The organism is Acidimicrobiales bacterium (genome assembly GCA_036273495.1).
Taxonomy (GTDB): Bacteria; Actinomycetota; Acidimicrobiia; order Acidimicrobiales; family JAJPHE01; genus DASSEU01.
Genome location: DASUHN010000083.1, coordinates 1 through 21,040 on the forward strand (window position 1 = coordinate 1; position 21,040 = coordinate 21,040).

Below are 21,040 nucleotides of genomic sequence, written 5' to 3' on the forward strand. Positions count from 1 at the left end.
CCCGGCCGGGGGGACGACACCCGCCAGTGGACCCCGCCCGAGTGGGGCGGGGAGAGCCCCACGTTCCTGTCGGCCAACCGCAACAAGCGCAGCGTGGCCGTCGACCTCGACACCGCCGAGGGCGTCGAGGTGGTGCGCCGGCTGGCCCGGCAGGCCGACGTCCTCGTCGAGACGTTCCGGCCCGGCTCCCTCGCCAAGCGGGGCCTCGGCTACGAGCAGCTCGAGCCCGAGCGCCCGGGGTTGATCTACTGCACCATCTCCGCCTACGGGGCCAGGGGACCGATGTCCGGCGCGCCGGGCTACGACCCCGTCCTGCAGGCGGCCACCGGGATCATGAGCATGACCGGTGAGCCCGACCGCTCCCCCGTGCGCTTGGGGATCGGCGCCATCGACCTCGGGTCCGGGCTGTGGGCGGTGGTCGGCATCCTCTCGGCCCTGGCCCGCCGGGCCGGGGACGGGCGGGGCTGCCGCCTGGAGGGGAGCCTGTACGAGACCGGGGTTTGGTGGATGTCGTACCACCTGGCCGGGTACCTGGCCTCGGGAGTGGTGCCGGAGCGGTCGGCCACGGGCACGCCGTTCATCGCCCCCTACGAGGTGTTCCCCACGGCCGAGGGTGAGCTGATGGTGGCCGCCGCCAACGACAACCTCTTCCGGTCGCTGGTCGGGGCGCTCGAGCTCCCGGACCTGGCCGGGGACCACCGCTTCACCACCAATCCGCTGCGGGTGGCGAACCGCGACGAGCTGCGGCGGCTGCTGCGGCCCCGCTTCGTCACCCGGTCGGCGGCGGAGTGGGAGAAGGTGCTGGCCGACGCCAACGTCCCCTGCAGCCGGGTGCGGACCGTGGCCGACGTGGTCGACGACGAGCAGACCGCCGAGCTGGGGCTGCTCACCGGCTTCCCCCATCCCGCCGTGCCCGATCTGCGGTTGGTCGACACCCCGGTGTCGGCCGACGGCGCCCGCGCCACCCACCGCCTGCCGCCACCCCTCCTGGGCCAGCACACCGACGCCGTGCTGGCCGAGCTGGGCTACACCGCCGCCGAGGTGGCCGCCCTCCGCCGTTCCGGGGCGGTGGCCTGAGAGGTCAGGCCGGCCCGAAGCGCGGGACCTTGCTCTGGCCCGCGGGCTGGAAGACGATCGTGACCGGGTCCCCAATGCCCAGGGTGTCGAGGTCGGCGCCCACGATGTTGGTGAGCACCCGCGGCCCCTCCTCCAGCTCGACGTAGGCCACGACGTAGGGGGCGTGCTCGGAATACGGGCCCATGCCCCGGTGGCTCACGGTGAAGCTGTAGACCGTGCCCCGGCCGCTGGCGGGCACCCACTCCACCCCCTTCGGGGAGTGGCACTGCGGGCAGAACGAGCGCGGGTACCAGATGAACGTGGCACAGCCGCGGCAACGGGGCAGCACCAGGCGGTCCTCGGCCGCCGCCTCCCAGAACGGGGCGTCCTCCGGGGTCGGGTCGGGACCGAAGGCGGGCAGCTCGGCGACGGTGGTCACGCGTCCTCCCTTCCGAGGATCAGCGTGGCGCTGCCCATGCGCGTGCCGAGCGAGCCCCCGGTGCCGTGGACCAGGGCGATCTCGCAGTCCGGCACCTGCACCGGAGGGTGGGCCTCGCCGCGCAGCTGGCGCACCGCCTCGATGATCTTGGTCATGCCCCCGCGGTTGGCGGGGTGGTTGTTGCAGAGACCGCCGCCGTCGGTGTTGAACGGCAACTTGCCGTACGGCGCAACCAGCGCGCCGTCCGACACGAAGCGACCACCTTCGCCCTTGGCGCAGAAACCGAGGTCCTCGATCGTCTCGACGACGGTGATCGTGAACGAGTCGTAGATCGAGGCGTAGTCGACGTCCCCGACCGCCACTCCCGCCTCGTCCAGGGCACGGGGCCCCGACCAGACGGCGCCGCTGTAGGTGAGGTCGATGCGGCCGTTGTCGGTGTGCTTGGGCGCCTCCCCGTGGCCCAGCACCTTGGCCGTGCGCCGGGGGAGGTCCCGCGCCACCTCGGGGCTGACGAGAACCACCGCCCCGCCCCCGTCGGTGACCACACAGCAGTCCATGCGGCGCAGGGGGGAGCTGACCATCGGCGAGTCGAGCACCTCCTCGACGGTCACCGCCTTGCGCAGGAAGGCGTCGGGGTTGTGCTGGGCGTGCAGCGACGCCGCCACCTTGATCTCGGCCAGCTGCTCGCTGGTGGTGCCGAACTCGTACATGTGGCGCTGGGCCGCCAGGGCGTAGCCGCCCACTGCTCCCGGCATGCCCTGCCAGCGCTCGAAGTTGGACTCGGGGGCGTTGGCCATCCGCCCCGCCGCCCCGGGATAGGCCCCCCCGGTGCGCGGCTTGCCCGCCAGGGTCACCAGCGCGACCTGGCACTTCCCCTCGGCGATGGCGGCGGCGTGGCCGGCGTGGACGACGTAGGAGGAGCCGCCGGTCTCGGTGCTGTCGACGTACGAGCACCGCAGCCCGAGATACTCGGCCATCGACAGGGGTCCGAAGCCGGGGGCGTCCCCGGCACAGAAGTAGGCGTCGACGTCCCCGAAGCCGAGGCCGGCGTCGGCCAGCGCCCCCGCCGCCACCTCGGCGTGGATCTGGGACACGCTGAGATCGGGCAGCTCCCGGCCCGGGTGCTCGAACGCCCCGGCGATGAAGGCCTTGCCGCGGATGGTCACCCGGATGACCGTAGTAGCCGGCGGTACTTTGGCGGCAATGCCACCGGACCCCGAAGACACCCCGGCCCCCGCCGATCGGACGGTCGACGCCGTCCTGTTCGATTTCGGGGGCGTGTTCACCCTCTCCCCGTTCGACACCGTCGCGGCGGCGGGCAAGGAGCTGGGCCTGGAGGAGGGAGTGGCCTTCGATCTCTGCTTCGGCCCGTACGACCAGGACGGTGACCATCCGTGGCACCGGCTGGAACGGGGGGAGCTGACCCTGCTCGACGCGCGGGATGCACTGGCCGAGCTGGCGCGGGGCCGGGGGTTCGACCTCGACCCGCTCTCGTTGCTGCTCGGGCAGCGGCCCGAGGACGTGCAGCGCGACGAGGTCGTGGACCGGGCCCGGCGGGTGCGCGCCACCGGAGTCCGCACGGCCTGCGTGACCAACAACGTGGCCGAGTTCGGGCAGGCGTGGCGCGGGATGATCCCGGTCGACGAGCTCTTCGACGTGATCGTGGACTCGTGCCGGGCCGGCGTGCGCAAGCCCGACGCCCGCATGTTCGAGCTGGCGCTGGCCGAGCTGGCCGTGCCCGCCGGCCGGGCCGTGTTCCTCGACGATCACCCCTCCAACGTGGCGGCCGCCACCCGGCTCGGCATCCGCTCGATCCTGGTGGGGCCCGACCGGGTGGCGGCGTTCGACGAGCTCGACGTGCTGGTGGGGCTGCCGCCGCCGGCCCGGTCGCCCAGCGCCGAGGAGGGAGCGGTATGCGCGCCGTAGTCCTCGACGGGCCGGGTGCCGTGAGCGTGCAGGACGTACCCGACGCCGGCCTGCTCGGAGCCGACTCCGCGGTCGTGCGCGTCGACGCCACCGCCATCTGCGGGTCCGACCTGCACCTGTACCACGGCCAGGGCGGCGCTCCGGGCACCCGCCTGGGCCACGAGTTCGTCGGCACGGTCGAGGAGGTCGGGCCGGGGGTGCGCACCGTCTCCCGCGGCGACCGTGTGCTCGTGTCGGGTGTCATCGGGTGCGGGCGCTGCCCCGACTGCCTGGCCCGCGACCCGGGGGTGTGCCGCAACAACGGCCTGGCCGTGTTCGGCACCGGTACGGCGCTGCCCGGTGGTCAGGCCGAGGCGGTCGACGCGTCGGCGGGGGACACAGTGGGGCGCGTGCAGGAGCTGACCGGAGGACGTGGCGCCGAGAGCGTGATCGAGGCGGTGGGTGCCGACCAGACCGTTTCCGACGCGATCATGTGCGCGGCGCCGGGGGGAACGGTCTCGGTCGTGGGGGTCAACCTCGGGATGGCCTTCCCGTTCCCGATGGCGCTGGCGCTGATGCGCCGGCTGACCTTCCGGGTGACGCTCGCATCCATCCCCGGCACGTGGGACAGCCTGGTGCCGCTGATCGCCTCGGGCCGCCTGCATCCCGAGGACGTGTTCACCCATCGCCTGCCCCTGTCGGCCGCGGCCGACGCCTACCGGATCTTCGACTCGCGCACCGACGGGGTGCTGAAAGTCCTTCTGGACCCGGCCGGATGACGGCCTACGTGGTCATCGACGTCCAGAGCACCGACGAGGCGAAGGCGGCGCGCTACCGGGAGCTGTCCGGTCCCAGCGTCGAGCGTCACGGGGGCCGGTTCCTGGTGAGAGGCGGCCCCTTCGACGTGCTCGAAGGAGACTGGGTCCCGACCCGACTCGTGATCGTCGAGTTCGCTTCGGTCGAGGCGGCACGCGAATGGTACGAATCGGAGGACTACCTGGAGGCCCGGGCGGTCCGCGCCGGGGCCGGAGCCTGGAGGATGGTCGTCGTCGACGGGCTCAGCTAGCGCGCGCCGCTAGAGGACTGCCGGAGCTTCTGTCGAACATCTGATCAGGACGGACACCGACAGGAGACGTCATGACGTGCAGCCGCTGCGGTGACCGGGACCACCAGCCCGGTGTGCAGCCCGACCTGCACGTCGACACCGTGACCGTGCGCGTGAACGAGACCGTCGAGCTGATGCGCGTGCCGCTGTGTGCCTTCTGCCGCACCGTGCTCACTGCCGCCATGCAGCAGGCGCTCACGCCCCCGAGCCGGCCCGCGGCCTGAGCCTCCCCTTACCGGCGCCGTCGGTCGGGTCGGCGGGGCCGTAGACGCCGACGAGCTCCCGGGCGATGCGGCCCAGGTGCTCCCGCGCCTCGGGCGGCCCCACCACCTCGATGCGCCGGCCGAACCCGGCCAGCTGGGCCGCCAGCACCTCGACGTCGTGACCCTTGACGACGACAGGCACCCGACCGTCCTCAGCCGGGGCCCCCACCTCGACCTGGCGCTCGAATATCCACCGCAGGATCTCCACCAGGTCGGGGTCGGCCAGGGCTGAGACGGCGGCGGGGGACCGCAGCTCGTCGACCCGCTCCACGACGTGCTGCCAGGTCTCGGCCAGGTCGAAGCCGTCGGGGCGCACGACCGCCTCCCCCGTCTGCTCCACCGAGGTCACCCTCCCGACCCGGAAGGTGCGCATGCCCTCCTCGGTGCCCGCCACGAGGTACCAGACGGTGCCTTTGAGGGCCACCCCCAGCGGGTCGACGATCCGCACGGTCGCCTTGCCGCCGCGGTCGGTGTAGCCGAGACGCACCCGCCTGCCGTCGGCGGCGGCCTCCTGGAGGGCGTCGAGGTGGACGGGGCGACCGGTCCGCCGTCTCTGCCCCCACCCACCGGGGTCGACGACGATCGAGGCGGCCGACGCCTCCGCCCGTTCCCGGAAGGGCTCGGGCAGGGCGCGCACCAGCTTGCGGAGCGCGGCCCGCAGCTCGGGAGTGGCGTCGGCGGCCGGCCCCGCCACCAGGAACAGGGCCCGGGCCTCGGCGGCCGACAGCCCGGACAGGTCGGTCCGCCCGCCTCCGAGGAGGCGCCAGCCCCCTGCCCGGCCCCGCTCGGCGTACACGGGCAGCCCGGCCGCCGACAGCGCCTCGAGGTCCCGGCGGGCGGTGCGCTCGGAGACCTCGAGCTCCTCGGCCGCCTCGCCGGCGGTGAGGCGCTGGCGCTGCTGCAGGAGCAGCAGGAGCGAGACCAGCCGGTCGGCGCGCACCCCGTCATCGTGCCACCAAAACAGGCCAGAGGATGACCGCTTAAGAGGCGCATGCTGCGCCGGGACGGATCACCCACGGCGCTGTCCCCCGATGAGTTGGCCGGGCCCGAGCCGTCCGACCGACGAACCCGAAAAGGAGTCCCGAATGCAGTCGCCCCCCGACAATTCCGCCGATCCCCGGCGCTGGAAGGCGCTGGCCGTCCTGGCCCTCATCCAGTTCATGCTGGTCCTCGACATCACGGTCGTGAACGTGGCCCTGCCCCGGATCCAGCACGACCTGGCGTTCTCGCGGGCGGGGCTGGCGTGGGTGGTGAACGGCTACGTCCTGGCGGCGGGCGGGCTGTTGCTGCTGGCGGGGCGGTCCGCCGACCTGCTCGGGCGCAGGCGGCTGTTCCTCATCGGCGTGGCGGTCTTCGCCGTCGCGTCGGCGCTGTGCGGGGCGGCGGTCGCTCCCGGCATGCTGGTCGGGGCCCGCTTCCTCCAGGGTGCCGGAGAGGCCATGGCGGCGCCGGCGTCGCTCGGTCTCATAGCCCTGCTGTTCCCCCATCCGGCCGAGCGGATGAAGGCGCTCGGCATCTGGGGCGGAATAGCCGGCCTCGGCGGCACGTCGGGCACGGTGATCTCCGGGGCCCTGACCGACCTCGCGTCGTGGCGGTGGATCTTCTTCGTGAACCTGCCGGTCGCGCTGTTCGCCCTGCTGGCCGTGCCCCGACTGGTGGCCGAGAGTCGGATGACCCGCGGCGCCCGGCGGCCCCGGGTGGCGGGGGCGCTCATCGGCACCGCCGGTCTGGTGGCCGTCGTCGACGGCCTCCTGGGCGCGGCGACGCACTCGTGGGGCAGCGCCAACGTGCTCGTCCCGTTGCTGGCCGGCGCAGTCCTGCTGGTGACGATGGTCCGCATCGAGGCCCGATCCGGGGCTCCCCTCATCCCCGTCGAGTTCTTCACCAACCGCACGCGGGTGGTGACGAACTTCGTGACCCTGTTCTTCTCGGCTTCCTTCTTCAGCTATTTCTTCCTGCTGACTCTGTTCGAGCAGCAGGTGCAGGGCTACTCGCCTCTGCGCGGCGGCCTCTCCTACCTGCCCTTCGGGATCTCGATCAGCGCCGGGATCGGCGTGAGCACGGCGCTGATGCCCCGACTCGGTGCCCGCGCCATGCTCGGCACCGGCTTCTTCGGTTGCGCGGTCGGGCTGGCGCTGGCGAGTGGCATCGCGCCGGGGTCCTCGTACGGGGCCGGGATCCTGCCCGGCATGATCGTGCTCGGGCTGTTCTCCGGCGTCAGCTTCCCCGCCATCGGCAACAGCGCCCTGCACGGGGTGACCGGCGAGGACTCGTCCCTGGCGTCCGGAGTGCAGAGCGCCATGCAGCAGATCGGTGGCGCGGTAGGTCTGGCGTGCCTGGTGACGCTGGCCCTGCGTCACGCCGCCGGCCAGGTCCACCACGGGGTCCCCGCCGCCGCGGCCGCCGTGCACGGCTACGTCCTGGCCTTCCGGATCGGGACCGTGCTCCTGGCGGCGGCCGGCGTGATCGCCTTCTCCCTGCTCGACCGGGTGGTGGTGGGCCGGCCCGACGTGGTGACGGAGGCCGGGGCCGGGACCCTCCCCGACACCCTGGCCCCGGTGCCCGCCGGCGGGTGAACCCCGGGGCGCGGCTCCTGGCCGCTGTTCACCTGCCGGCCAGGAGGCCACGCCCCGAGCGGCCCGCTGCTTAGATTCCGCCGGTGGGCGAGACCATGGGGCGGCGGCGGTTCCTGCAGATGGCGGCCGCGGGCGGAGTCGGGGCCACCGTCCTCGGGCGGTCGAGCCTGGTCGAGGCGCTCACCGCCACGGCGGCGGGACCGTGTCCGCCGGCGTCGCTGGCCGACATCGACCACATCGTGATCTTCATCCAGGAGAACCGGTCCTTCGACAACTACTTCGGGGCCTACAAGGGGGTACGCGGGTTCGACGACCGCACCGCCCCCGGCGGCGTTGGCGCCTTCCGGCAGGCCTACCGCCAGCCGGCGCAGCCCACCGGGATCCCCAACCCGATGCTGCCGTTCCGGATGGACACGACGGTGACGGCGGTCCCGCACCAGGGGCAGTGCACCAACGACGTCGAGCACCAGTGGGCGGGGGCGCACGACAGCTGGAACGGCGGGGCCAGCGACAACTGGATGAACAGTCACCTGGCCACCGAGGCCGACCCGCGCCAGGCCGCGGTGACCATGTCGTACTACCAGCGGGCCGACCTGCCGTTCTATTACACGCTGGCCGACCACTTCACTGTTTGCGACAACTACTTCTGCTCGGTCATCGGAGGGACCGATCAGAACCGCCTCTACTCGATCACCGGCACCATCGACCCGGACGGTTGGGACGGAGGCTGCACCTTCTTCGACACCAAGGTGGGAACGGTTCAGACGCCGGGCGCCGACCTGGGGGCCGGCGGCCGCTGGGTGCCGTACCCCCAGATGCTGTCCCGGGCCGGCATCTCGTGGAAGGTCTACGGCACCCCGGACGGTCAGCTCGGGGACAACGTGCTGCGGTACTTCCCGCAGTTCCGGCCGGCGGGAGGCGACCCGTCCCTGTCCGTCCCCGCCTTCGGCTCGAACTCCTTCCCCGCCGACTTCGCCGCCGACTGTCAGGCCGGCACTCTCCCGCAGGTCTCCTGGCTCCTGGCCGACCTCCCCGACACCGAGCACGCCCCTGCTCCCGTCGAGTGGGGCGAGAGCATCGTGCACACCGTGCTGTCGGCCCTGGTGACGTCGGGCGTCTGGTCGCGGTCGGTCATGTTCCTCACCTACGACGAGAACGGCGGCTTCTTCGACCATGTGCCGCCCCCGACGGCTCCACCGGGAACGCCGGGGGAGTACATGAACCAGGCGGCGCTCACCTCCGCGGCCCGGAAGGAGGCCACGACGGTCGGGGGCGTGGACATGAGCCACGGCCCGATCGGGCTGGGGTACCGGGTGCCCACCCTCGTGGTCTCTCCCTTCTCGAGGAACCCGGATCCGTCCGGGGGGCCGCTCGTCTGCTCGGACCGCTTCGACCACACGTCGCTTCTCCGCTTCGTCGAGACCTGGTCACAGGCCCGCGGGCACCCCGCCCGCATACCCGGCCGCGACCCCTCCACCCGCTCTCCGGGACTGAGCGCCTGGCGCCGCCAGGCCGTCGGTGATCTGACCTCGCCCTTCAGCTTCGGCGCCCAGCCCGACGCCTCGGTCCCCACCGCCGTCTTGGCGGTCGTGCCCAACCGGGTCGACCCGGCCGTCCTGACCCAGTGCGTGGTCACGGGCACGGTCGGGAGTGAGTCGAGCGGGACCGAGCCCATCGTCCAGGATCCCGTCGTCCCGACCACGGCGGCCATGCCGGCCCAGGAACGCCTCGTCTCCCCGGTGCGCCGGCCGCAGCTGGCCGCCTGCGCGACCGGGACGTCGGCCGTCCCGGTAGGCGCGGGTACCGGCTCGGGCCCCGGTGGCGCCTCGGGCTCCTCCGGCACCCGGGGGTCGCTCCCGGCCACGGGCGGGCTCTCGCCGCTGTCGGCGGGCGGGTTGTTGGGGCTGGGGGCGGTGGCGGCCCTGGCCCTCCGGCGCCGGCTCGGGCCGGGTCCTGCTCCCCGACCTGGGCAGGCCGAGGTTCAGCCGGACTGAACCGTCCGGTCTACTGGTCTACTGGTCTACTGGGGGGCCAGCAGCTCCTTCTCCCGCTCGATGAGCTGGCCCCAGAGGGCCTGATCCTCGACCGAGAGCGGGGCGAGCAGACGGCGTTCGACGAGCTTTTCGAGCAGCAGCCGGACCTCCCTCAGGTCCAGTCCGTCCGCCTCCTCATCCACGACAAAAAAGGCGTCCGCCGCGCCCGGGGTGCTCGGCGCCATTGCTCGGCCTCCCTCCTGGCGAGACGTGCTGTACCCCGCCAGAGCGGTGTTCATGCACGGAACGTGGAGGGTCGTGTACGGGCGGTGCGGGGACGGAGAACCGGCCATGCGGCGAACCTCGCCAAGGTGGATCAGACTGGGCGGGAAGGGTCCTCTCGCTTGGCGTGAGCCGCGGTGGCATCCGGCCCCTGGGGCCAGATCTCGACCCAGGTCCAGACGACGAACACCATGGCCGCGGCCACCCAGCCGAAGAGCGGGGCGGCGACGGCAGCCGGACTGAAAGCGACGCCAGAGCCGACAACCAGTCCCACGACGCTGCCGACCAGGACCCGGGTTCGGGCTCGGGTTCCGTGACTGGGGCGCAAGAGTGGCCGTTATCCCCAGCCGGTCGTTGGCAGAACCACACGGATGTCATCCCGGTTCCACCGTCAGTCGCGGCGGCCTCAGCGGACTGCCACCGCACTTCGGCTCGGCTAGGAGGTACGACACCGAAGGCCAGAGGTGGTGACGATGAGCCGGCCGATAGGCGGGATCCTGTGAGACGCCCTCTCGGGCGTCCCGGTGGCCATCCATCTGTGCGGCCTACCTGGGGACTGCCCCTTTCGGGGCCGGGCGGGCCGCCCTGTCCCACGCTTGGCCTTGCTCCGGGTGGGGTTTGCCTAGCCGTCCCGGTCACCCGGGACGCTGGTGCGCTCTTACCGCACCGTTTCACCCTTGCCTGTGCGCCCGGAGGCGCCATCGGCGGTCTGTTCTCTGTGGCACTTTCCTGCGGGTCACCCCGACTGGCCGCTAACCAGCACCCTGCCCTGCGGAGTCCCGACCTTCCTCGACCCGGTCCAGGCCGGGCCGCGGCCACCTGGCCGGCTCACCGTCGGTAGCCATCCTCCCACAGGCGGGGGGAGCGGTCCGGGGCGGGTGGCGCAGGTGGCAGAATAACAAGCGTGTCATTCGGGGCCGGGCCAGTGTCACAGCCCGCTGCCACCCTCGATCGGGTGACGATCGCGGCGGCGGAGCGGGACTCCCTTTCGGAGGTGGCTGGCCGGCTGGCCGGCATCCTCCTCGGGCGGGACCGGACGGTCAGCGATCCGTCGGCGTCCGAGCTCGAGTTCGAGCCGGTCCTCGAGCCCCGCCGGCTCGAAGCCCCCGGCCGGCCCCCCGAGGTGTGGGCGGTCGACGGCGGGCAGGCCCTGGTGGCCGACGCCCGGTGCCTCCAGGTCTTCGTGACCCGGAGCGCACTGGTCTGTTTCCGGGACGGGCGCTGCGTGGTGGAGGAGGAAGGACCGCTGCATGCCCACCTCCTGGGCACCGGGGAGGCCGGAGGTCAACGCACCCCGGACCTTCCGGAGGGGGCGCCGGTGGACGTCAACCTGCTCCGGGACCGGGAGGAGTGGATGGCGGTGGCCGCCGCCGTCGACCGGGCGGTGCCGGGTTCCGTCGTCCTCGTGGACGGTGACCTCGTCCCGGACTGGCGGATCCCCGCCGACGTGGTGCCCGGCATCATCGAGAGGGCGGTGGCACGCGGGGTGTCCCTCGCCGCGGTAACCAAGCACTCCTCGCTGGCCCGGGGCGGCGCCCCGTTGATCGGCCAGCTGGAGCTCGAGGCCGCCCAGCTGTTCGGCCCCCGTACCCGCTGGTGGGTCCCGGTCGGTCGGACCCGTGAAGGGTCGAGGTGGCCCGACCTGCAGGTCGTCGTGGCCCGGCTGGACCCCGACGCCCGCTACGCCTTCCGGGTCGACCTGCCGTCGGGATCGGATCCGGAGGCGGTCCTCACGACCGTCGCCGGCGTCTCGGACGACGCCGGCTTCCCCGGCTACCCGTACCCGCTCTCGGTGGCCGACCGGCTGGCGGCGTGCCCGGGTTGGCTGCGCGCCGAGACCTGGCTGGCCCTCGACGAGGCCCTGGAGCAGGCCGGCGTCTCCGCGGAGACGCGCGAACGGGCCTTCGACGACCGGCACCGGATGATGGAACGGCACGGATGAGGGGGTCACGACCATGACCGAGATACGCGGCCGGCTGTTCGGGCGCAACGTGCTCGAGGCCACGTTCCGCGCCGCCCCGGACGAGGATCTGTTCCTCGGTGAGCTGCTGGTAGGTGTGGACGAGGCCACCGGCCGGCGGTACCTGTTCCGGGTCGTCGACGTGACCTACGGGACCGAGCACCGCGAGCCGGGCTGGGCCGAGCGGGTGGCGGGGACCCTGCTGTCCGACGACGCACGCGGCGAGTCCGGGACGCATCCGGTGCACGAGTCGGGGCGGCGGACCTACCGCGTGGCCGAGGCCCGCTGCCTCGGTTACCTGACGCCGGACGGGAGCGCCTTCCGCAAGCCGAAGAGCCTGCCCACCCAGTTCAGCCGGGTGGTGGCCCCGGAGCCCTCCGACTTCGCCTTCCTGGCCAGCCGCATGGGGGACCTGCCCGTGGGCAACCTCCGCAGCGGGGAGGCCGAGGTCGACTTCGAGGTGGGGATACCCGGGGCCAGCCTCGCCAGCCACGTCGGCATCTTCGCCACGACCGGGATGGGGAAGTCGAACCTGATGCGCGTGCTGGCCGGTTCGGTCATGCAGCGCGGCGGCCGCTACGGGTTGCTGATCGTCGATCCCCACGGTGAGTACCGGGGCGCCCTGTCGGCCCACCCGTGGGCCCGTGAGCGTCTGCGCACCTACGCCGCCCGCCCCCTTCCCAACACGTCAGGGCTGCGGGTGAGCGTGGGGGAGCTGTCGGTCGACGACCTGCGCACCGCCTACGAGTGGAGCCGGCCCCAGGAGGAGGCGCTGTTCGAGCTCGAGCGCCACTACGGCGTCGAGGGCCTCGCCTGGCTGGTCGAGCTGGCGCGTGTCGAGGACCTGGCCGGCTTCCGCGACGTGGAGCTCGGGGGGCGCATAGCCCTCAGCACCCTGCAGGTCGTGCACCGCCGGGCCCGTCGCATCGTCGGATTGTCGTGCGTGGCCACCGACCCGAACGTGTCGGTGGGAGCGGCGGTCGTGCGGGACCTGGCCGACGGCAACGTGGTGCTGATCGATGTGAGCGGGCTGGGCTCCACCGAGGAGGTGCTGATCGCGTCCTATCTGGCCCGCCGGGTGATAGGGGAGTGGTCGGCCGCGTACCTGGACGAGCCGGGCCGCCACGACCAGCTGCCGGTCGTCAGCGTCGTGCTCGAGGAGGCCCAACGGGTGCTGTCGGCGGGCGCCGACCGGGAGTCGAACGTCTTCCCGCGCATCGCCCGGGAGGGACGCAAGTTCAAGGTGGGCCTCTGCGCCGTGACCCAGCAGCCCAAGCTCCTCGAGGACGAGCTGCTCAGCCAGTTCAACACCTTCTTCATCCTCGGCCTGGCCGACGAGAAGGACCGCAACATCCTGCGCTCGTCGTCGAAGCAGGACCTGTCGGCCCTGGGACCGGAAATCCAGACCCTGATGCCGGGGGAGTGCCTCATCGCCAACCTCGAGGCGCCTTTCGCGGTGCCGGCCACCATCCACCTCTACGAGGACGTGGTGCGGAGCACGCCGCCCCCGCCCGCCCCGCGGCCGGTCATGGCGGCCAACGTGGCCGCCCTGGTGGACTGAGGCCCGGTCGTGAGGGTCGCAGCCATCGGGGACGCCCACCTGGGCCGCTCGTACTACCCGGCCACCACCCCGGAGGGGGTCAACCAGCGCGAGGCGGACTTCGAGCGCTCCTTCGAGGACGCCGTGGATCTGGCCCTCGCCCAGGAGCCCGACGTGATCGTGTGGCTGGGGGACGTGTTCGACCACCCCCGTCCCACCTTCCGGTCCTTCCGGGTGGCTCAGCGGGCCCTGACGCGCATCCGGGAGCACGGCGTCGGAGCGGTGTTGATCTCGGGCAATCACGACACCCCCCGGCTGCCCGGCACGGGTAGCCCGTACTCGGCGCTGGCCGATACGTTCCCGGACTTCCACTTCGCCCACCGCCTCTCCTACGAGCGCTTCGAGCTGTCCGGGCTCGTCGTTCACGCCGTGCCGCAGATGCTGACCGTCGAGGCCACCCTCGACGCCCTCGACGAAGCCGACCGGAGCCGCTCGCTCACGGCGTCCAATCTGCTGCTCACCCACCCACGCGTGACCCAGGTCGAGCCGCGCTACAGCGACATCAACGAGATCGAGGTGGATGCCGGCCGGCTGAGGTCCGATTTCGTGCTGCTCGGCCACTACCACTTCCACACCCAGGTCGCGTCCGGCATCTGGTACGCGGGCTCGACCGACACCTTCTCGTTCGCCGACGACCCGGACAAGGAGAAGGGGATCCTGGTCCTCGACACCGACACGGGACAGTGCCGGCACGTGGCCCTGCCGGGTCGGCGTCCTCTGGTCACGCTGGAGACGGTGAACGCCATCGGCCTGTCACCTGCCGAGGTGCGCCAGCTGGTGCTGGAGCGGGTGGTGCAGATACCGGACGGCGCCGTGGCCCGCCTGTACCTCGACTCGGTGGACCCCGAGGCCTACCGCATGCTCGATCTGGAGGAGGTGCGCGCCGCCGGGGCCGCCGCCCTGCACCTGAAGCTGGAGCCCACATTTGTGGCGGCGGCGTCGATGGTCGAGCTGCCCGACCTGGCGTCGGTGCCGGCGCAGTGGGACCGCTACCTCGAGCGCCAGGACCTCACCGGCTTCGACCGGGACCGCCTGGCCCGCCTCGGCCACGAGTACCTGACCCAGGCGGTGGAGATGTCGTGAGACTCACGCGCCTGTACCTGCGCAACTACCGGGTGTTCGAGGACCCGGTCGAGCTCGAGCTGCCGCCCGGGCTGGTGGGGGTGTTCGGCCCGAACGGGGCGGGCAAGAGCACGCTGCTCGAGTCGATCGTGTGGTCGCTCTGGGGCCGGGCCCGCACCCCGAAGGACGGGATCCGCACGGCGGACGTCAACGCCGACTGCGTGACCGAGGTCGAGTTCGAGCACGAGGGCCATCTCTACATGGTGCGCCGGACGATCTCGGGTCAGAACCACACGGTGCGCGCCCAGGCCCACGCCGACGGGGCGCAGGTGGCCGAGGGGGTCCGGGACGTGGCCACCTACGTCCACTCCGTCCTCGGGATGGACGACGTGGCCTTCCGGGCGTCGGTCTTCGCCGAGCAGAAGCAGCTGGCGGCGTTCTCCTCGCATGCCCCGGCCGAGCGGCGCAAGCTGGTGATGCAGCTGCTCGGGATCACACCTCTCGACGGAGCCCGGGACCAGGCCCGCAAGGATGCCCGGGAGGCGGGTGACCAGCTCGTCCGGCTGCGCACTCTGCTACCCGACCGTCAGGAGATCGGCCGGCAGCTGGCCGAGGCGACCAACCAGGTCGAGCAGGCCGGGAAGGCGGCGGTCGCAACCGCAGAAGCGGCGGACGCGGCCCGGGCGGATGCGGACGCCGCCGAGAGATGCCACCGACTACTGGTCGACACGGGGAAGGAGCACGAGGCCCTGGTGCGGGACGGACGCGCCGTCAAGGAACAGCGCAACGAAGCGGCAGCCCGGGTGGAGCGGCTGACCGCAGAGCTGGCCGAACTGGCCGGCGCCGAGAAGCGCCTCAAGGAGCTGGAGCCACTGGCGGCCGGGCTCCCCGACGCCGAGTGCCGCCTGCAGCTCGTCGAAGCCGCCGGTGCTTCGGGCCGGGCCCTTTCCGCCCTGCCCGATCCCGTTGCGCCACCCGCTCCCGATCCCGACGCCGCCGACGCCGCCCGCGAGGTGGCGGACGAGGACCGGTCCCGGCTGGCGGAGATCAAGGGCCGCCTGGCCGCGGCCCGGGCCGCGGTCGAGCACGCCGAGGAGGTGGTGGCCCGCTCGGCGGCGCTCTCCGGGGAGGAGGCGTGTCCGCTGTGCGGCCAGGAGCTGGAGGAGGCCTTCGAGCAGGTCCAGGAGCACCGCGCCGCCGAGCTGGCCGCCGCCCGGGAGCGGCTGGCCGCCCTCGACGCCGAGCGGAAGGTGGTGGAGGCGCAGGCCAAGGCGTCGGTCGCCGCCGCCGAGCAGGCGCGGCTGGGGTTGGAGGCGGCCCGCAAGGCGTGGGCGGAGCACGAGAAGGTGGCCGAGCGGCGGCGGTCGGCCATCGAGGTGGACCAGGCGGCGCAGTCGGCGCTGGCGGCGGGCCCCCCTGCGGGTTACCCCGCTCCTGACCTCACAGCCGAGCGGGAACGGCTGGTCGAAGCGGTCCGGGCGGGCAAGGACGCCCTCGCCGATTGCGCCCGGGTGCGGGGCCGGCTGGAGCGCCGGGCCGGGGCGGAGGTGGAGCTCCGGGGCGAGCAGGAGAAGGTCCTGGACCTCGACTCGCGCCTGGAGAACCTGCGCGACAAGGTGCGGGCCCTGGCGTTCTCGCCCGACCAGCTGACCGCGGCCGAGAAGATGGCGGTGGAGGCGCGGACATTGAGCGACGCCCGCTCCTCCGAGGCGCAGCGGGCCGCCGGAGCGGCGGCGGCGGCCGCGGCCACGGTCGAGGAGCGCCGGCTCAGGCTGGAGGACGCCGACTCCCAGCACGCCCGGCTGGCCGAGGTCGAAGAGGAGGTGCGCCATCTCGGCCGGCTGGCCGATCTGCTGTCGTCGTTCCGCAACGCGGTCGTGGCCTCGGTCGGTCCTCGTCTGTCGACCCAGGCCGCCGACCTGTTCGGGGAGCTGACCGATCGCGAGTACGACCAGCTGCAGGTCGATCCCGACACCTACGAGATCCAGATCGTCGACCAGGGCGTTGCCTACGGCATGGACCGCTTCTCCGGGTCGGAGACCGACCTGGCCAACCTGGCCCTCCGGGTGGCCATCAGCGAGCACGTCCGGTTCCAGTCCGGAGGGGCGGTGGGGCTGCTCGTGCTCGACGAGGTGTTCGGCCCCCTCGACGAGGACCGCAAGGCGCGCATGCTGCTGGCGCTGGAGAGGCTGCGGGGCCGGTTCCGTCAGGTCCTGGTCGTCACCCACGATCCGGCCATCAAGGAGCAGATGCCGGGGGCGGTCGAGGTGGTGAAGCTGCCGGGGCGGCGGGCCACGGCCCGACTGCTCAACCAGTAGGGCCAGTCGAGACGAGCATGCCCGCCGCCACGCCCACGATCATCGCCTCCAGCATCGGTTTCGACCGCGGGCCTCGCGGTCCGTACGACTGGCGGCCGGGACCCGTCTTCGCCCACGCCGCCGAGCGGGCCCGGTCCGCGGCCCGCCCGCGGCTGTGCTTCGTCACGACGGCGGTCGGAGACGATCCCGTCCTCCGCGCCGCGGTCCACTCCGCCTTCGAGGGCAGCGACTTCGACGTGTCGGTGCTGGCCCTCTTCCCGATGCCGGGCGTCGACGACGTCGCCGGCCACCTCCGGTCCCGGGACGTGATCTGGGTGGGCGGCGGCAGCACGGCCAACCTGCTGGCGGTGTGGGGGGTCCACGGGTTGGGAGAGGTGCTCCGGGACTGCTGGCAGCAGGGTGTGGTGCTCGGTGGTGTGTCGGCCGGCTCGCTGTGCTGGCACACCGGGGGCACCACCGACTCCTTCGGACCCACGCTGGAGCCCATCACGAACTGTCTGGGTTTCGTGCCCTGGTCGAACTGCCCGCATTACGACTCGGAGGAGCAGCGCCGGCCCCTGTACCAGCGGCTGGTGGCCGAGGGCGTACTCGGGGCCGGCTACGCGACCGACGATGGCGCGGCCGTGGTCTACGAGGGGACCGAGGTCGCCGAGGTCGTGGCCGACCGCGAGGGTGCGCACGCCTACCACGTGCAGCCCGGGCCGGACGGCGCCACCGAGACCCGCCTGCCTGCTTCCCGCCTGCGCTGACGGGCGCCCCTTCCGGGCTCACCGAGGACCGCCGCGGGCCCTCTATCGTCCGGTGGCGTGGACACCCGGTTGAGCGACTCCGCCCGGGCGGCCCTGGACCACGCCGAGGAGGAGGCCCGTCGTCTCGGTTCCGGCTTGGTGGGCACCGAGCACCTTCTGCTCGGCCTGCTCGGTGACGGGGGCAACCGGGCCGCCCGTCTTCTCCTGGCGGCGGGGGCCACCCTGGACGGCTGCCGGAGCAAGGTGACCGAGCTGGCCGGCCCGCCCGGCGCCAAGCCGAAGTCGGGCCAGCTCGATCTCACCGATCGGGCCCGCCGGACCCTGGAGCGGGCCGACCGGCTGTCACTTCGGCTCCGGACCGACCATGTCGAGCCCGAGCACATCCTGGTCCCGCTGCTCGACGTCGAGGGACGCGCCGGCCAGGTGCTGCGCGGGGTCGGGGTCGACGTATCGCTTCTCCGTGACGCCGCCGCCAACGACACGACGGCCGCGCCCACGCCCGTGGCTCCCGCGCCCGAGACCGGGACCGCCTCTCCCCGCTGTGGAGGCTGTGGATCGGATCTCAGCGGGGGCCTGGCTCACCGTCCGGTCACCTCCCGCGGGTCCGGGCGGGGATCGATCGAGGTCGTCGTCGTCCACTGCCCGGGGTGCGGCACGACCGTCGGCGTCGTGCCGGGCCCGTCCGCGTGACGCGCCGGAGCTTCAGCCGCCGGCGAGCAGGTCCTCGACGACGAGAGTCGCGGCCGCGGGACAGCCCTTGGTGAACCCGAAGAAGGGCCCGAAGTCCTGGGTGGCCACGAATCCCGGGAGGTAGAGCCCGGCTACCGACGACTGGAAGGTGTGGTCCAGCGACGGGAAGCCGGAGCTGGTCGCCAGTCGGGGGGCCAGCGCCTCCAGGTAGGGCACCCGGGAGATGTCGGCCCGGTAGCCCGTGGCGAGGACGATGCGGTCGACCTCGAGGCGACGACCGTTCGACAGCGTGACCGTGGGGCGGGGCTCGGCAACTGCGTCGACAACCGAGGCCCCGGCCCAGCGGTGGAAGCGGGCGTCACTGATCCGGGGCGTCAGCCACCACTCCAGCGTGAGGCGTCCGACCCGCCAGAACTCGTGGGCGATCTCGTCCCGCCGGGCCTGGTCCAGTGACCGCCACCACCCCGGGGTCCGGATAGTCCGCTCGACGTACCTGTCGACGAACTTCCAGCTGACCCGGTCGAAGTCGGGGACGTCGTGGCGGTGCACGATGTCGATCCGCTCGGCGCCGTGGTCGCCGAACAGGGCGGCCCACTCGTAGGCATTCTGGCGTCCCCCGACGATCAGCACGCGCCCTCCGCTCACGTCGTCGAAGTCGACGACGTCGCAGGTGTGCGCCACCACCTCCGGGGGCAGCGCCGCCGCCCACTCCGGGACGTGCCGGAAGAAGCGGTTGCCGGGTGCGGCCACGACCCGATCGGCGGCGATGGCCCCGCCGTCGCTCAAGTGGGCCACGAACGACCCCCCGGCCTCCTCCAGCCGCTCGACCATCCGGTCGTCAGCGGAGACCCGCTTGTGGGCCTGGAACCAGCCGGCGTAGTCGAGGAACACCGATATCGGCACCGGATCGATCTCGGCGGGGGCGATGTCCCGGTCCTCGAGGAAGGCCTCGAAGGTGTGGATGCCGGACGCGTCCAGGTGCCAGTCCGGACCGGACCGGAGGAACATCCCCGCCGGCATGTTGTCGGTCCAGAATCCCATGGCCCGCCCGAGGACCCGGGTACCGATGCCCCGGGCCATGGCATGGGCGGCCACGGCAACGCCGTAGGGCCCCGCTCCGACGACGAGTAGCTCGGTCCTGTCCGTCACGACCTCCGGGTGCGGGGAGCGGGCTGGTCCGGCCCGGGCTCAGAACTCGATCGAGGAGAGCTCCGGCACGACCTTCTCGGCCCGGGCCCGGGCCTCGAGCCAGCGCTCGCGGTGGGAGCCGGCGCCGGGGCCGGGCTCGATGACCTGGCGGGGGGACCAGGTGGCGGCCAACTCCTCCTCGTCGCGCCACGCCCCGGTGGCGAGTCCGGCCATGAAGGCGGCACCGAGGGTCGTCGCCTCCAGGACCGGCGAGACCTCGACCGGAACGGCGACGGCATCGGCCAGGGCCTGGAGGAACGTGCGGTTGGCGGTCATGCCCCCGTCCACCCGCAACGAGGAGATCGACAGGCCGCTGTCGGCCCCGGCCGCCTCGAGGAGGTCCGCCCCGCGGTGGGCCACGCCCTCGAGGACGGCGCGAACCACCTCGGCCCGGCCCGTGCCGCCGGTGAGGCCGATGAGGGTTCCGCGCGCCCCGAAGTCCCACACCGGAGTGCCCAGGCCGAGGAGGGCGGGGACGAACCAGACGTCCCCGGTGTCCGGGCAGGAGCCGGCCAGGGCGTCGGAGTCGGCGGCCGTGGCGATGATGCCGAGGTCGTCGCGCAGCCACTCCACGGCGGTGCCGGCCGACAGCATGATGGCCTCCAGGCCCCAGGTGATCCGCCGGTCGCGGCGCCAGGCGGCGATCGGAAAGGTCCCGGCGGCCCCCCGCTGGTCGAACGACGGGCGCCGGGCGCCGACGCAGACGTCCAGCATCCCCCCGGTCCCGAACGTGGCTTTGGCCAGCCCGACCCTCGTGCAGCCCTGGCCCACCAGCGACGCCTGCTGGTCCCCGATCAGGCCGGAGATCGGGGGAGCCCCGGGCAGGGCGGTGGCCCGACCGACCTCACCGGTCGAGTCGACGATGGCCGGCAGCACCGCCGGCGGGATGTTGAGGGCCCCGAGGACGGTCTCGTCCCAGCCCCCGCCATCGGGACGGATCAGCCCGGTGGTGCCGGCGTTGGTGGCGTCGGTGACGTGGACGGCCCCCTCCGACAGAACCCAGGCCGTCCACGTGTCGACGGTGCCGAAGCACAGGTCGGCCCGGCGCTCGGGGTCGGCCTGGTCGAGCAGGAACTGGAGCTTGGTGGCGGACATGTTCGGAGCCACCCGCACCCCCTGCTCGCGCGCCATCAGGCACGCCACCACCGTGCGCAGGTCCTGCCACCCGATCCCGGGGCCGACCGGCTCCCCGCTGGCCCGGTCCCACACGACGGTGGACGCCCTCTGGTTGGCGATGCCGACGGCGTCGACCGGGCCGCCCTCGTCGAGGGCCTGGCGGGCCACCGCCAGAGCGGCGTCGGCCATGGCCCGGGCGTCGAACTCGACCAGGCCCGGCGCCGGGGTGCTCGGCAGCACCGGTCGGTGGTGCACGTGGCCGACCGACGCGTCGGGGCGGACGACCGCGCCGCGCACCCCGCTGGTGCCGACGTCGACGACGAGGATGCTCAGGGGATGCCCCGATTGCGCACGCGGTCGGCCCACCACACCGCGGCGTAGCCGCCGAGCACGGCGACGCAGACACACAGGCCTCCGAGCAGGACCACGGCCACGACCACGCCGCCCCGGATGTGGTCGCCCCCTGCCAGGGCGGCCACGACCGAGCCCACCGCCATGACCCCGAAGGCGTAGCCGGCGGCCGCCGCGCTGTGGGACAGGGGAAGGTCACGGGTGCCCCGCGCCGCCACGAAGCCCCCGAGGCCGTAGGCGACGAGCACGATCCCCACCGCGACCAGCCACAGGTTGGACTCCCGCCCCGTCAGGTCCCCGCCCTTGACGGCACGCACGATGATCAGCGTCGGCACCGCCAGCACCAGGATCACGAGCACGGCCTGGCGCAGCCGGCGCCGGTCGAGCAGCGGCGGGGAGGCGCTCAC

Annotated in this window: 20 protein-coding genes and 1 other RNA gene; 13 read left to right on the forward strand and 8 right to left on the reverse strand. The window is 73.1% G+C overall.

Annotated elements, in window-relative coordinates; genetic code table 11:
* A partial coding sequence (locus VFW24_03290) for a CoA transferase (GenBank protein ID HEX5265774.1) occupies positions 1-1,077 on the forward strand: 1,077 nt, incomplete at its 5' end.
* A gap of 4 nt (positions 1,078-1,081) precedes the next feature.
* Here the strand turns inward: VFW24_03290 and VFW24_03295 are convergent.
* Both VFW24_03295 and VFW24_03300 read right to left on the reverse strand, forming a co-directional pair.
* Complete coding sequence (locus tag VFW24_03295; GenBank protein HEX5265775.1) at positions 1,082-1,495, reverse strand: Zn-ribbon domain-containing OB-fold protein; 414 nt, start codon at positions 1,493-1,495, stop codon at positions 1,082-1,084.
* Positions 1,492-2,661, reverse strand: a complete 1,170-nt coding sequence (locus tag VFW24_03300) for a thiolase domain-containing protein (protein HEX5265776.1) — start codon at positions 2,659-2,661, stop codon at positions 1,492-1,494. Before VFW24_03300 ends, VFW24_03295 begins: the two co-directional genes overlap by 4 nt.
* Positions 2,662-2,698: 37 nt before the next feature.
* Between VFW24_03300 and VFW24_03305 the strand changes: the two genes are divergently transcribed.
* The 4 genes from VFW24_03305 (at position 2,699) to VFW24_03320 (ending at position 4,729) form a co-directional block, all read left to right on the forward strand.
* Positions 2,699-3,421, forward strand: a complete 723-nt coding sequence (locus VFW24_03305) for an HAD family phosphatase (GenBank protein ID HEX5265777.1) — start codon at positions 2,699-2,701, stop codon at positions 3,419-3,421.
* On the forward strand, positions 3,409-4,179 hold the full coding sequence (locus VFW24_03310; protein ID HEX5265778.1) for an alcohol dehydrogenase catalytic domain-containing protein: 771 nt from the start codon (positions 3,409-3,411) through the stop codon (positions 4,177-4,179). Before VFW24_03305 ends, VFW24_03310 begins: the two co-directional genes overlap by 13 nt.
* Complete coding sequence (locus VFW24_03315; protein ID HEX5265779.1) at positions 4,176-4,466, forward strand: DUF1330 domain-containing protein; 291 nt, start codon at positions 4,176-4,178, stop codon at positions 4,464-4,466. The genes VFW24_03310 and VFW24_03315 overlap by 4 nt, the downstream gene beginning before the upstream one ends.
* A gap of 71 nt (positions 4,467-4,537) precedes the next feature.
* The gene (locus VFW24_03320) at positions 4,538-4,729 is read left to right on the forward strand and encodes a hypothetical protein (protein ID HEX5265780.1); all 192 of its coding nucleotides are present in this window, start codon (positions 4,538-4,540) and stop codon (positions 4,727-4,729) included.
* Here the strand turns inward: VFW24_03320 and VFW24_03325 are convergent.
* Positions 4,701-5,708, reverse strand: a complete 1,008-nt coding sequence (locus VFW24_03325) for a WYL domain-containing protein (GenBank protein ID HEX5265781.1) — start codon at positions 5,706-5,708, stop codon at positions 4,701-4,703. The genes VFW24_03320 and VFW24_03325 overlap by 29 nt on opposite strands.
* A gap of 145 nt (positions 5,709-5,853) precedes the next feature.
* Between VFW24_03325 and VFW24_03330 the strand changes: the two genes are divergently transcribed.
* Positions 5,854-7,344 (forward strand): MFS transporter, encoded by a 1,491-nt coding sequence (locus VFW24_03330; protein HEX5265782.1) that lies wholly within the window; start codon positions 5,854-5,856, stop codon positions 7,342-7,344.
* A gap of 83 nt (positions 7,345-7,427) precedes the next feature.
* Positions 7,428-9,338, forward strand: coding sequence for an alkaline phosphatase family protein (locus tag VFW24_03335; GenBank protein ID HEX5265783.1), 1,911 nt, complete (start codon positions 7,428-7,430; stop codon positions 9,336-9,338).
* A 26-nt stretch (positions 9,339-9,364) separates the two neighbouring features.
* Here VFW24_03335 and VFW24_03340 read toward each other — a convergent pair whose 3' ends face one another.
* Positions 9,365-9,670 (reverse strand): hypothetical protein, encoded by a 306-nt coding sequence (locus VFW24_03340; GenBank protein ID HEX5265784.1) that lies wholly within the window; start codon positions 9,668-9,670, stop codon positions 9,365-9,367.
* Between the two features lie 399 nt (positions 9,671-10,069).
* Positions 10,070-10,430, reverse strand: an RNA gene (gene rnpB, locus VFW24_03345) — RNase P RNA component class A.
* A 124-nt stretch (positions 10,431-10,554) separates the two neighbouring features.
* On the opposite strand from rnpB, the gene VFW24_03350 reads away from it, so the two are divergent.
* From VFW24_03350 to VFW24_03375, 6 genes are read left to right on the forward strand one after another with little or no spacing between them, the layout of a single operon-like run.
* A complete protein-coding gene (locus VFW24_03350; protein HEX5265785.1) occupies positions 10,555-11,541 on the forward strand; it encodes a DNA double-strand break repair nuclease NurA in 987 nt (328 codons plus the stop codon).
* Between the two features lie 13 nt (positions 11,542-11,554).
* Complete coding sequence (locus VFW24_03355) at positions 11,555-13,120, forward strand: ATP-binding protein (GenBank protein HEX5265786.1); 1,566 nt, start codon at positions 11,555-11,557, stop codon at positions 13,118-13,120.
* Positions 13,121-13,129: 9 nt separating this feature from the next.
* The gene (locus VFW24_03360; GenBank protein HEX5265787.1) at positions 13,130-14,242 is read left to right on the forward strand and encodes a DNA repair exonuclease; all 1,113 of its coding nucleotides are present in this window, start codon (positions 13,130-13,132) and stop codon (positions 14,240-14,242) included.
* The gene (locus VFW24_03365) at positions 14,239-16,539 is read left to right on the forward strand and encodes an SMC family ATPase (protein ID HEX5265788.1); all 2,301 of its coding nucleotides are present in this window, start codon (positions 14,239-14,241) and stop codon (positions 16,537-16,539) included. Before VFW24_03360 ends, VFW24_03365 begins: the two co-directional genes overlap by 4 nt.
* Positions 16,540-16,556: 17 nt before the next feature.
* A complete protein-coding gene (locus VFW24_03370; GenBank protein HEX5265789.1) occupies positions 16,557-17,288 on the forward strand; it encodes a peptidase E in 732 nt (243 codons plus the stop codon).
* Between the two features lie 57 nt (positions 17,289-17,345).
* On the forward strand, positions 17,346-17,978 hold the full coding sequence (locus VFW24_03375) for a Clp protease N-terminal domain-containing protein (GenBank protein HEX5265790.1): 633 nt from the start codon (positions 17,346-17,348) through the stop codon (positions 17,976-17,978).
* Between the two features lie 12 nt (positions 17,979-17,990).
* Here VFW24_03375 and VFW24_03380 read toward each other — a convergent pair whose 3' ends face one another.
* From VFW24_03380 to VFW24_03390, 3 genes are all read right to left on the reverse strand, one after another.
* On the reverse strand, positions 17,991-19,127 hold the full coding sequence (locus tag VFW24_03380) for an NAD(P)-binding domain-containing protein (GenBank protein HEX5265791.1): 1,137 nt from the start codon (positions 19,125-19,127) through the stop codon (positions 17,991-17,993).
* Positions 19,128-19,166: 39 nt separating this feature from the next.
* Positions 19,167-20,648, reverse strand: a complete 1,482-nt coding sequence (locus tag VFW24_03385; protein HEX5265792.1) for an FGGY family carbohydrate kinase — start codon at positions 20,646-20,648, stop codon at positions 19,167-19,169.
* Positions 20,612-21,040: hypothetical protein (locus VFW24_03390; protein HEX5265793.1), on the reverse strand; the 429-nt coding region annotated here is incomplete at its 5' end. The genes VFW24_03385 and VFW24_03390, both read right to left, overlap by 37 nt.